The following is an 11,539-nucleotide window of genomic DNA, read 5'->3' on the forward strand; positions in this document are numbered from 1 at the left end:
TAAAACCTAGTAATTTTATTTGTTTTATTGACATTATAAAGATTGCTTATTATACTTGGTTTAATAAGAACCGATACACGTTGCCACTTTAGTTTTCTTATACGAGGTTAGTAAATTTTCATTCAAGGAGTGTTGTTAAATGGGAAATATTTATAGTGCTCAAAATGTTGCAGCTTTTTTTATATACGAATTAAATGAAAGAAAACAGTTTGTTAATGCCGATGCATTGCAATATTTATTAGCTGAAGTAGAGTCATTGTGGAATGAGCATTATGGGCATAGTGCATTTTCGGAGGAAAAGGCGAATTTCATTGAAAATCCATATATAATAAAAGAGGTTTATGAGACGTATAAAGAATACGGTCAGCAACATATAGAGTTGCCGGCAAAAGAGTGGTATTTAGAATATGGTCAATTTCAACTTGTATACCGTACAATCGGTTTACCAGCCTTTACAGCTGAAGAAAAGTTGCTTATGAATATCATTATGAATAAGTTTCCTAAAAGCATTTTGAAAAAAGTATCTTAATCTTCCCATTTAACAATAAAGAAGTCAGCACATTTGTGCTGGCTTTTTTATTTAAGGCTGCCAGAGCAGGCGAAGCAGGAAAAGGATTTGCAGTTGTAGCGGATGAAGTAAGGAAATTAGCCGAACAATCAGCAAATGCAACGAATCAAATCGCGGATATTATTAGCCATATTCAAAAGGACATAAACGAAGCGATAAAAACAATGGCAACGGGTACGGAAGAAGTTACGACAGCTATACACCATATGTCAAATCAATCAAAACTTGTAGCAGCTTCTACAACAATTGTTCAAAACTTAACGAATGAAAATTTAGCCGGTGTCCAAAATATCTCTGCATCAACAGAAGAACAATTGGCGTCCATGCAAGAAATTTCTGCATCTGCAGATGAATTGTCCGTCATGGAGGAAGACTTACAAAAAGTTATACAACAATTTAAATATTAATAAATGGAAAGCCTGTAACGATAAGTTGCAGGTTTTTTTCATGGGGAAACAAATCTTTTATTAATAAAAGAGAAATCCTTTTCATAATCGAAAACTATTCGAAGGTTTCAAGGGTATATATAGTGAATGCATTCAGTAATGAAGAGAAAGGGTGTGAATAATGAAGGAAGCGGAAATTGTTCACCAATTTCAAAATGGTGACGCCAGTGCCTTTCGGAATTTATATGATCTTTATTTTGATTATGCAATCCGGGCGGCCACAATTGTAATGAATAACAATCATTTCTATGCGAAAGATGCTGTACAAGAAACGTTCATACGTGTCTATCAAAATATTCATTTATATGACCCATCTAAACCTTTTAAACCATGGTTTTATAAAATTCTTTTGAATGAGTGCAATCGAATTTTAAAACGAAATTCTAATGTCATTAGCATTGGTGATCGCATCGGCATGTTAGAGCAAGAGGGTCATCTAAAGGAAGAAATGAGTCGTTATGTTGAATATGAAAACTTATATGATGCTATTCAGAAGTTGGATTACCATAACCGGATACCGATCATATTGAAATATTTAAATGGATTTAAAGAACAAGAAATTGCTGAAATTATGGACGAAAATATAAACACGATTAAATCTCGATTATTAAAAGGAAAACAAAAACTTAAACGCTTCCTAAGCTCGGATAAGGAGGGGGATAAAAATGGATGATAAAAAAATGGAACGGGATATATATAAAACATTAAAAGGCCATACAGATGACGTAGTTAATGAAAAGGAAGAGATATGGAACTATATCGAGTCCCAAATAAATTTACAAGAAAACAAATTGATACCTACAACAAAGAAGAAAGAGGAGAAAAAAGTGAAACAGCGAAAAAAATCAACACGACGCTTGTTTGGTTTAGTTGTTGCGGCAGCGATAGTTGTCCTCGTCTTTGGTATGTTCACAACGAATACGGGTCAGGCATTTGTTGAACAAATAAAACAATATTTTGTGCCTGAAAAAGAAGTAATAACGGAAATCGAAGGGGATCAAGAACAAAGTGAAGTCATTCTTCAAGAACGGGTAGATTATATTATTTATATAGATGAAGAAAGGTATCAACTTGTTCAAGAGGGGGGGGTGGATAAAATTGTTCCGAAAGTACCTTTAGAAGATAAATATCCAGAAGTATCTATGACGATTTCTCAAATTGTAGACAAAACGCCTGAGCAGCTGGCAAATGAATATGCAGATCAACTTAAAAGCTCCTTTGAAACCGTTAAAGAAATTGAATCAGTCACAGAGCCGGTCAATGGACTTTTAGTTTCTGCTATCGATGGTAATGAATGGGATAGTAAAGTGAATAAACTATATATTATATCAAACGGACGGGAAGGCAGTTTTGTATTTGATTTAAAATACTTTCTTGAAGCTTCTGAAGGACATGGGGCAAGATTTTATCATATGTTGAAAGAGTTCCAAATTGTCGAGGAATAAAATTATGTTATAATAATAAATAGGTATCTCTAATGAAAGAGATACCTATTTATTTATCCTTAGAAATTCCCTATAATTGGAATAATACTTATGAAAAAATTCCGTTTGCATAATGGGGATTTTTTATTGTTTGACCTTCTTAAAAAAACAAATGTCCATCTTGGGGAGAATTTTCTTGAGTTCCTTTTCAATATACGATAGAATTTTCTTATGTTAAATTTTTCGAATTGTTTGTTTTTAACAATTAAAGAAACATTCGTGTGAAGAGTCAATAAAAAACTATCGAATTGCGTATCTAGGGCGATAAGTAGGGTAATTTTAAAGCGAGGGTTAAAATTTTATTAAAACTTTTTCCGTAATCTTTAAGCTCGAAAAACGCCAACGATTTAGATGTACAGTGAAGATGGAGGCGAGTATAGAATGGCAACAATCAAGGCTGCCATCTTAGGTTTTGGCACAGTAGGTCAAGGAATATTTCATGTTTTAAATGAAAAACGTGAAGAACTTCGTGACAAATTAGGATTGGAATTAGAAGTAGCAAAAATATTAGTACGTGATCCATCAAAAGAACGGGTGCCAGGAACAGCCCACCTTTTAACTGATAGTATCGACGATGTTCTTTCTGTTAAAGGACTCCAAGTCGTATTTGAAGCGATTGTGAATGAAGAACCTTCATTTACATATTTAAAAAAGGCTGTTGAAAACAAATGTCATGTTATTACGGCCAATAAAGTCATGTTTGCTAAGCGTGGACTTGAATTGCAAGAATTAGCAAAACAAAACGGTGTATTTGTCGGTTATGAAGCGACAACTGCTGGCGGAGTACCAGTTATTAAAACGATGAAAAATATTTTATTAGTCAATGAAGTATCAAGTATTCAAGGTATTTTAAATGGTACGACGAATTTTATTTTGACGAAAATGCGTTCAGAAGGTTTATCCTTTGATGACGCTTTAAGGGAAGCTCAAGCATTAGGCTATGCTGAAGCGGATCCATATAATGATATTTCTGGCCAAGATGCCTTTAAGAAACTAATGATTTTAAGTTCTTTAGCCTTTGGAGAGCAACCAAATTGGGCAGATGTAGAAGTCATTGGAATCGATTGTATTACATCAAATCAAGTTGCTGATGCAACTGAACAGGGTCTTCGTTACCGCCACGTAGCAGAAGTTGAAAAGCATCCGGATGGAACGATTTATGCTAAAGTTGCACCGATGTTAGTAGATAAAGAGCATCCACTTTATCCAATCGATGATGTTTTTAATGCGGTTACGATGGAAACGAACTACATTGGAACGTTGACATTAATTGGACCTGGTGCAGGTATGTATCCGACGGCAAGCGTCATGGTAGAAGATTATGCTGAAATTATTGGCAAACGCGCAGGTTTTGTCGTATCGATATAAAAACATCTTGAGGCGTTTAGAAACTCCTCAAGATGTTTTTTTATTAATATAAATTGGAACGATCTCCAATTTATTTAATTGTATAAAGTTTATCGATTAGTCTTCATCTTTAATATCTGGATCTTCAGGTATTGGGGTATTTCGCCAAATTTCGATTTCTTCTTTAATACGTTCTAATTGCTCATAATAAGTGTCGAACTGGGCGCTGTTTACGAGGAATTGTTCTCCGTCATGCACCGCTTTTATTCGGCCAGCATAAATGTAGCGAAGAACTTGTTCCTCTGGCATCGAGATGTCTTTCGCTGTTTCAGCAACAGTTTTATACATGTATGATGACCTCCTTCTAATAGTATTATATATAATTTTAATTGAAAGCACTGTTTAGGGACAGAGTTTAAATATATTCCTAAAGAAAGATGGAAGAATAGCATAGTTTAATCAATATGTACTTAAGGGGTGTAATGTTTGAAGATTTTACCATACATATTTGTGTTACTAGCAGCAATGCTTTGGGGAACAGTAGGAACGACTCAAACGTTTCTTGAAGGGGGGATATCTTCCATTGCTGTTGCATCTGTACGATCAGCAATTGGTGGAGGAATATTGCTAATTATTCTTGTGTTCATGGGGAAAATAAATTTTCGAAAATGGTCTTGGAAATGGACCATTCTAGCTGCGTTAACCATTGCATTATTCCAATCGTTATTTTTTACATCGGTTCGATTTACTGGCGTAGCTCTTGGAACAGTTATAACAATAGGCAGTTCACCGGTATTTTCAGGTATAGTAGAATGGGCGATTTGGAAAAGAAAACCGAATAGACTATGGGGAATCGCTACATCCCTTGCTGTAATAGGATGTGTTTTATTATTTGTTAATAGAGGAGAAGCAACCGTACATCCTGTCGGTATTTTACTTGCGTTATGTGCCGGTCTAATGTTTGCCCTTTATACGAACTGTAGTAAGCAGTTAACAGAGCGGGAAGAGACTCTCCCAGCTGTTGCTATGACTTTTACGCTCTGTTCTTTAATGTTAATTCCTTTTTCACAAGACGGCGTCAAATGGGTATTTTCGTCACAAAATTTAGTACCGATGCTCTTTATGGGCTTAGCGGCAACGAGTATCGCTTATATTTTATTTTTAGCAGGTTTAGAAAAAATAAGTTCCTCTTCTGCTGTTACCTTATCTTTAGCAGAGCCTTTAACAGCAGCATTACTTGGTGTTTTTCTAGTAAATGAATATTTAAGTCCGACATCTTGGATTGGGGTAATATTATTGCTAGGAGGAATTGTTGTATTAACAGTAGGGGGAAGGAAATCGAATAGTGGTCAGAAGATAGGTGATCACTTCGAAATTCCTTCTGATAGTTCAAGTTAATATGATAGATATTTGAGAACTTGCCTCTCAAGATTTTTATTGTATCGACGCAAAACAGCATGTTGAATCAATAAAAAGAAACCGTTTGTGGAAAATTTCAAAACGGTTTCTTCCTTATACTATGGAATATAGAGATTAATAAGTTGGTTCGTTGTTTATCTCTATACTAGGTTATTTTGAATAGTTTTTGGCTTTATAAATTTCATGAAAATAAATCGTACTACTGGTCCCATAATGATAATTTGTAAAGGCAATGCCATAACAAAGTTTTTTCCAAATAAAGCGAAATACTCTGTAATAACTGAGTTATTAGTAAAACCATTATGGATATAAGTTGTGACTAATCCGTAAATTGACATGAAGAACGCCATCCCAATCACCATACAAGTTGAAATGGCAAGGACAGTATAGACTTTTTTTGATGAATTTGCCGTTAGTCGCAAGGCGATTTTTTTTGCATAAGGTCCTACTAAAAATAGATCCAGTATGAAGGCGATTGTAAACCCGATTAAAAAATCGGATATTCCTTCTAAGAACGTAATTTCCCCAAACATCCCATTCAGGTATAAATTATATATGGTCATTACAAGTACCATTCCAAAACACATAATTAATCCAAAATAGAAACTTTCTTTTTTTGTTGTTGGCATAAGTTAACACTCCTTTCTGTGTACTAGTAGTATTATAGTGATTCGATTTGTGCTTCGTAAGTGAAAAGTTTAGGGCTATTTTGTGTCACGAAACGTACGTTAAAGAATTGAGGTAATCTCATTATTAATGAGCAGTATCAATTTTTTATGCTGATTGGTTATATGAGAAGAGTTTAAGGATTTAACTTACATAAACAACTATATTTAACCCCGTTCCAAAAAAGAACGAGGTTATTTTGTTTAAGATTTTAAAAGAGATCCCCTCTAAAAATAGTAATCCCATATAAAGTCTACAATCTATCCTAAAACAAAGTTAAAATATGGTAAGATACGAAAATAAGTATTTTACAGCGATCATATTAAAGTTCACTAAAACACATTAATTTCTTAAGAATTTCTTCAGAATTATACTTACTGCTTTTTAAGAAACGATGGCTAATATAAAACTATAAGAAAAAGATGAGGTGAGGGCAATGGAGAAGTTAACCGTGCTCGTTACAGATGATGATAAAGATATTCGTGATGGAATTGAAATTTATTTAACAAATGAAGGCTACAATGTTTTAAAGGCGGCAGATGGAGTCGAAGCATTGAAACTGTTGGAAGAACATGAAGTGCATTTAATTATTCTCGATATTATGATGCCGAATATGGATGGGATTTCCGCAACATTTAAAATTCGCGCCGAGCGAAACATCCCGATTATTATGTTAAGTGCAAAAGCCGAAGATACTGATAAAATTCATGGATTATCAGTAGGGGCAGATGATTATATTACAAAACCTTTTCACCCAATGGAGCTTCTTGCCCGGGTGAAATCCCAATTAAGACGTTACGTTCAACTAGGTACGTACAATGCCCAGTCTACAAAATATGAATCGAACGGTTTAACCCTTGATGTCGAAGCAAAGGAAGTACGATTAGATGGGGAACTTGTTAAACTGACACCAATCGAATATAAAATTACGGAACTTCTATTAAAAAATGCTGGACGAGTATTTTCGATTCGAGAAATTTATGAACTTGTTTGGAATGAAGAAGCTTATAATGCTGAGAATGTTGTAGCAGTGCACATTCGAAAAATTCGCGAGAAAATTGAAGCTGATCCGAAAAATCCAAGATTTTTAAAGGTTGTGTGGGGAATTGGATATAAAATTGAAAAACAAAATTGAAAAAAGTGTGACGACTATTAGTTTTATCGCAAGTATTATTGGTATGTTCATAATCGGAATGAAGACTTGGCAATTTATTAATGAACATATCGGTGAGGCGATTCGATTTTTTGAGAGATTATTTTAGAGGAGGATCCATTGATGAAAAATAAAGGGAAATTACTCCTCACTCTTTTTCTTATTACGTGGGCAGTATTTTCTATAGTGCTCTTTGTAAAGCAAGCCCCTAATTATTTAGTAAAATCTTATTTTCAATCGGATACTTTCCAATCTACGAAGGAAAGTTTTATTGACCAATTAGGCCACTACGTTTTAATGCCCTTTGATGCTGAAAAGGCAAAGGAAACAATCAATGTTACGCAAGGAGAAATCGAAGAGTATCGATATCGTTATGGCTCTTTAACGGAACAAGTTGAAAGTATTCAATCTCAATATAGAGGGCGGATAATGGAGGCAGAGGAGAGCAAAGATTCAACATTAAAAGAGCTATTAATAGAGGAGCGTGATAAAAAAATTGCAGATATTAAAGCGAACTTTGAAAGTGATGATTATGTTAAAGAGAAAATTCGAAAACAAAAGGAACAATTAATCGATGAGTATGCAGCAGAGCAAGAAAAATATAAAAAGTCCTTTTTAAATGAATTTAGCTATTTTTCTTATCACTTTGTAAACATAGACAATGGAAAAAAATTTGAATCAGGAACCCAACAAAAATCTGATCTATTTACTGAAAGTTATGAAGATAAAAATCCTTTAATAGTAAATAATTCAGTTAATATAAATTCCTATGATAATAATGTTTACTCGGAAGTACAAGACACTATTCCGGAATTTCAAATTGATGGAGAATCCGCAAGATATGAAGGATCCTTTAGTATACCAAAATCTATGCTTAGTAGTTCTAATTTGGGAACTGATTATCAATATTTTAATATAGCGAAAATAACTTTTATTGTTATATGGGTCACTGGTATATTAGCAATTGTCGGATTGTTTACTTTTGCTAGACCAAAAATGGATATGTTCAGAGAATCATCCAATGTAAAAGATGCTTTCTTACGCCTTCCTATTGATGTTCGCATCATTTTAATTATTGTGGTAAGTTTTATATCCTTTGGATTAATGGAGTATATTGGTAATTCGTTAATCAATAATATCATTTACTTTAACCCAATAAATTTAATTACATCTAGTGTTGAAGAACTCATATTTCTTTTTATAGTCTTTATAAGTGTTGCTGCCATAATATTTGGCATAACATGGACTTGGGATTCGATTAAAAATGAGCCTAAGATAGAAGAGCAATTAAAAAATGCTATGCTATACAGACTTGCAGATGGGCTAAGGGATTTATTTTTAAACCGTTCCCTCGGTGTACAATCCGTAGCCATTTTAATTATTTTCTTTCTTGCCGGAATTGGTTTCGTAGGGGCATCGTATAGCGTTGAGCTACTCATGATTTATATTCTTTTACTATTCTTTATTGGATTACCAGCTGGCATTCTCTTTCTTCGTCGAATTGGGTATCTTAATCGAATTATGCGACAGACGGAAGATATGGCAAGGGGACGTTTAACAAATGATATTAAGGTGAAAGGGAAGTCACCATTAGCCAAGCATGCAGCAAATTTAAATGCATTGCGTGAAGGTGTAAAAAAATCAATGTCAGAACAAGCGAAAAGTGAACGGTTAAAAACAGAGCTTATTACGAATGTTAGCCATGATTTACGAACACCGTTAACGTCGATTATAACCTATACCGATTTATTAAAGAACCCGGATTTAACAGATGAACAACGAAAACAATATATCGATGTATTGGATAAAAAATCAGCCCGTCTTAAAACGTTAATAGAAGATTTATTTGAAGTGTCAAAAATGGCCAGTGGGAATATTGAAATAACAAAACAGAAGCTAGATTTAACTCAATTGGTGCAACAAGCAATAGGAGAACATGAAGAGGCCTTTTCCCTTTCAAATTTAGAGTTACGTATTTTAATGCCAGAGGAACCCCTCTATGCCTATGTAGATGGTCAAAAAATGTGGCGTGTTATTGATAATTTAATTGTCAACACATTGAAATACTCGTTAGAGGGAACAAGAGTATATGTTACTTTAAAACAAATTGAATCCAATATTGAGTTTTCAGTAAAAAATGTTTCAAAGTATGAATTAAATGAAAACGTTCAAGAGCTTACAGAACGCTTTAAAAGGGCGGATGCTTCCCGCCATACAGATGGTTCTGGATTAGGGTTAGCGATTGCTCAGTCGATTGTTGATTTACACAATGGCCGTCTTACTGTTGAGGTAGATGGAGATTTATTTAAAGTGACAGTAACTATTGTTGGAAATAGTTAACAGTATGCCGATAGAGGACGTCCTAACACGCATTTTAGGGCGTCCTCTTTACTACTTGAATATGAACATTTTCTCTCAACATGGTATACTTTGGGTATTACAAATAATGGAGGAATACGAATGGGGAAAATCGTTGGCATATCGATTGTCTTCATCATTTATAGTGCACTTACAACCTATTTAGGGTTAAATTTTAAAAAGTGGCTAGAAGCAATTCATCTTTTCCGTTGGCCCGTAGTTTACTGGATTGTTTTCTTCCTCATTGCATTTAGTTTTATCATTGGAAGATTTCATGAAACCTTAAGACCATTATCAGTAGTCGGTAACTATTGGATGTTCTTTTTTGAGTATGGACTCATATTATGTATCATCACGAATCTCCTAGTAACGTTTACACCATTAAAAAATATTGCTGTTATTGGGTCTGTTGTCGTTGGACTTTTAGTTGTATTGTTTGCTTGGGGTAGCTATAACGCCTATTCTCCAGTAGTACGTAATTTAGGAATTTCCGTTGACAAAAGTGGTGAGCCAATCCGATTAGTAGTAGCATCTGACTTCCATTTAGGGGTCCTTTCGAACAAAAAACATCTTCAAAGGTTTGTGGAGCTATCAAATGATGCAAACCCGGATCTTGTTTTATTAGTTGGCGATTTAGTCGATGATGATCCGAAATGGTTTTTGGAAGAAGGAATGGCAGAGGTGATGTCAAAGCTAAAGTCAACATATGGTGTATATGGAGTGCTTGGAAATCACGAATATTATGGTGGGAAAATTCCTCAATTTGTCGAAGAAATGAAAAATGCAAATGTTCAAATTTTGATGGATGAAACTATTTTAGTTGGAAATCGTTTGTATTTAACAGGTCAGGAAGATGTGACGAATAAAGATAGACGATCGATTGCTGAGCTTAAGCCTGAAAAGGAACAATTGCCATGGATTGTAATGAATCATACTCCTTACGATTTACATCTTCCGCAAAAGGCAGGGGTAGATCTTCATTTATCAGGGCATACCCATCTTGGACAACTGTGGCCGAACAATTTTATTACCGATAAATTATTTGAACTTGATTATGGACATATGAAAAAAGGGAATATGCATGCTTTAGTATCTTCGGGTTTTGGTTTTTGGGGTCCACCTACAAGAATTGGTAGCCGCTCTGAGTTATGGGTAGTTGATATCACATTTTCGGGCAACTAAATTAATCGATTTTAACATTGATGGTTTTTGTGCAATTAAGCAAAAGTAAAAAATGAGGAGACTATTATTTTTATGGAATTATTTGAACTTATTAAAGCGGTCATCCTTGGTTTTGTTGAAGGGATGACAGAATTTGCTCCTGTATCTTCAACAGGACATATGATTATCGTAGATGATCTATGGTTAAAGACAAAGGAGTTTTTAGAACCAGGTTCTGCCAACACATTTAAAATTGTTATTCAGCTAGGTTCGATATTAGCAGTTGTAGTCGTAATGTGGAAGCGTATGTTAAGTTTGGTAGGATTATATAAAATTAAAGGACAAACGGCTTCTCGTAAATTTAATTTAGGACATGTCATCGTAGGGATTATTCCTGCTGGTGTGTTTGGCGTATTGTTCGAAGATTATATTGATGAAAACTTATTTTTCACATCAACAGTTATTATTGGGTTAATTGTTGGGGCCATTTGGATGATTATTGCTGATAAATTTGGTCCAAAACGTCCTAAAATTACATCTTTAGACGATCTATCCTATGGAAAAGCATTTAAAATCGGCTTAATCCAATGTTTATCTTTATGGCCAGGATTCTCTCGTTCAGGTGCGACAATTTCAGGTGGGGTTATGTTAGGACTTGACCATAAGACGGCTTCAGACTTCACGTTCATTATGGCTGTTCCGATTATGGCAGGGGCTAGTGGTTTATCCCTTGTGAAAAACTGGAGCGAAATTAATCCTTCTGATTTTGGATTTTATGCCCTTGGATTTATTAGTGCCTTTGTTTTCGCATTAATATCTATTAAATTCTTCTTAAAGTTAATATCACGTATTAAGCTAGTACCGTTTGCAATTTATCGATTAATTTTAGCGGCAATTTTAATTGTTGTATTATATTTATAATGTAAACGCCTCAAAA

The 11,539-nt window shown here is 34.4% G+C and carries 13 protein-coding genes; 11 read left to right on the forward strand and 2 right to left on the reverse strand.

Annotation, left to right across the window (positions count from 1 at the left end; translation table 11 throughout):
• Positions 1-139 precede the first annotated feature (139 nt).
• The 5 genes from EC501_RS08240 to EC501_RS08260 all read left to right on the forward strand — a co-directional run bounded on the left by EC501_RS08240 (position 140) and on the right by EC501_RS08260 (position 3,866).
• Positions 140-529, forward strand: a complete 390-nt coding sequence (locus EC501_RS08240; RefSeq protein ID WP_122971805.1) for a hypothetical protein — start codon at positions 140-142, stop codon at positions 527-529.
• Positions 530-564: 35 nt separating this feature from the next.
• Positions 565-975, forward strand: a complete 411-nt coding sequence (locus EC501_RS08245; RefSeq protein ID WP_158599688.1) for a methyl-accepting chemotaxis protein — start codon at positions 565-567, stop codon at positions 973-975.
• Between the two features lie 160 nt (positions 976-1,135).
• On the forward strand, positions 1,136-1,687 hold the full coding sequence (locus EC501_RS08250) for an RNA polymerase sigma factor (protein ID WP_122971807.1): 552 nt from the start codon (positions 1,136-1,138) through the stop codon (positions 1,685-1,687).
• Positions 1,680-2,459 (forward strand): hypothetical protein, encoded by a 780-nt coding sequence (locus EC501_RS08255; protein WP_122971808.1) that lies wholly within the window; start codon positions 1,680-1,682, stop codon positions 2,457-2,459. The genes EC501_RS08250 and EC501_RS08255 overlap by 8 nt, the downstream gene beginning before the upstream one ends.
• 420 nt (positions 2,460-2,879) lie before the next feature.
• Entirely contained in the window at positions 2,880-3,866 is a 987-nt protein-coding gene (locus tag EC501_RS08260) for a homoserine dehydrogenase (RefSeq protein WP_122971809.1), read from the forward strand.
• Between the two features lie 96 nt (positions 3,867-3,962).
• Here EC501_RS08260 and EC501_RS08265 read toward each other — a convergent pair whose 3' ends face one another.
• Positions 3,963-4,193, reverse strand: a complete 231-nt coding sequence (locus EC501_RS08265; RefSeq protein ID WP_122971810.1) for a DNA-binding protein — start codon at positions 4,191-4,193, stop codon at positions 3,963-3,965.
• Positions 4,194-4,331: 138 nt separating this feature from the next.
• On the opposite strand from EC501_RS08265, the gene EC501_RS08270 reads away from it, so the two are divergent.
• Positions 4,332-5,243: a DMT family transporter gene (locus EC501_RS08270; protein ID WP_122971811.1), complete on the forward strand. Its 912-nt coding sequence runs from the start codon at positions 4,332-4,334 to the stop codon at positions 5,241-5,243.
• A gap of 161 nt (positions 5,244-5,404) precedes the next feature.
• Here EC501_RS08270 and EC501_RS08275 read toward each other — a convergent pair whose 3' ends face one another.
• Complete coding sequence (locus EC501_RS08275) at positions 5,405-5,893, reverse strand: DUF2798 domain-containing protein (protein WP_122971812.1); 489 nt, start codon at positions 5,891-5,893, stop codon at positions 5,405-5,407.
• 473 nt (positions 5,894-6,366) lie between these two features.
• On the opposite strand from EC501_RS08275, the gene EC501_RS08280 reads away from it, so the two are divergent.
• The 5 genes from EC501_RS08280 to EC501_RS08295 all read left to right on the forward strand — a co-directional run bounded on the left by EC501_RS08280 (position 6,367) and on the right by EC501_RS08295 (position 11,523).
• Entirely contained in the window at positions 6,367-7,065 is a 699-nt protein-coding gene (locus EC501_RS08280) for a response regulator transcription factor (protein ID WP_122971813.1), read from the forward strand.
• Positions 7,049-7,192 (forward strand): hypothetical protein, encoded by a 144-nt coding sequence (locus EC501_RS18380; protein WP_158599689.1) that lies wholly within the window; start codon positions 7,049-7,051, stop codon positions 7,190-7,192. Before EC501_RS08280 ends, EC501_RS18380 begins: the two co-directional genes overlap by 17 nt.
• A gap of 14 nt (positions 7,193-7,206) precedes the next feature.
• Positions 7,207-9,423 carry a sensor histidine kinase gene (locus EC501_RS08285; protein ID WP_122971814.1) on the forward strand — a complete coding sequence of 739 codons (2,217 nt, stop codon included), beginning with the start codon at positions 7,207-7,209 and terminating at the stop codon, positions 9,421-9,423.
• A 120-nt stretch (positions 9,424-9,543) separates the two neighbouring features.
• Positions 9,544-10,623, forward strand: coding sequence for a metallophosphoesterase (locus tag EC501_RS08290; protein WP_122971815.1), 1,080 nt, complete (start codon positions 9,544-9,546; stop codon positions 10,621-10,623).
• 72 nt (positions 10,624-10,695) lie between these two features.
• Complete coding sequence (locus EC501_RS08295) at positions 10,696-11,523, forward strand: undecaprenyl-diphosphate phosphatase (RefSeq protein ID WP_122971816.1); 828 nt, start codon at positions 10,696-10,698, stop codon at positions 11,521-11,523.
• The last annotated feature ends 16 nt before the right edge of the window (positions 11,524-11,539 follow it).

It is taken from the genome of Lysinibacillus halotolerans, assembly GCF_003711845.1.
Classification (GTDB): Bacteria; Bacillota; Bacilli; order Bacillales_A; family Planococcaceae; genus Ureibacillus; species Ureibacillus halotolerans.

Coding starts and splice junctions, on each gene's coding strand:
- EC501_RS08265 (WP_122971810.1), bottom strand. CDS start 4,193: ATGTATAAAACTGTTGCTGAAACAGCGAAAGACATCTCGATGCCAGAG.
- EC501_RS08275 (WP_122971812.1), bottom strand. CDS start 5,893: ATGCCAACAACAAAAAAAGAAAGTTTCTATTTTGGATTAATTATGTGT.
- EC501_RS08290 (WP_122971815.1), top strand. CDS start 9,544: ATGGGGAAAATCGTTGGCATATCGATTGTCTTCATCATTTATAGTGCA.
- EC501_RS08250 (WP_122971807.1), top strand. CDS start 1,136: ATGAAGGAAGCGGAAATTGTTCACCAATTTCAAAATGGTGACGCCAGT.
- EC501_RS08285 (WP_122971814.1), top strand. CDS start 7,207: ATGAAAAATAAAGGGAAATTACTCCTCACTCTTTTTCTTATTACGTGG.
- EC501_RS08260 (WP_122971809.1), top strand. CDS start 2,880: ATGGCAACAATCAAGGCTGCCATCTTAGGTTTTGGCACAGTAGGTCAA.
- EC501_RS08255 (WP_122971808.1), top strand. CDS start 1,680: ATGGATGATAAAAAAATGGAACGGGATATATATAAAACATTAAAAGGC.
- EC501_RS08280 (WP_122971813.1), top strand. CDS start 6,367: ATGGAGAAGTTAACCGTGCTCGTTACAGATGATGATAAAGATATTCGT.
- EC501_RS08295 (WP_122971816.1), top strand. CDS start 10,696: ATGGAATTATTTGAACTTATTAAAGCGGTCATCCTTGGTTTTGTTGAA.
- EC501_RS08240 (WP_122971805.1), top strand. CDS start 140: ATGGGAAATATTTATAGTGCTCAAAATGTTGCAGCTTTTTTTATATAC.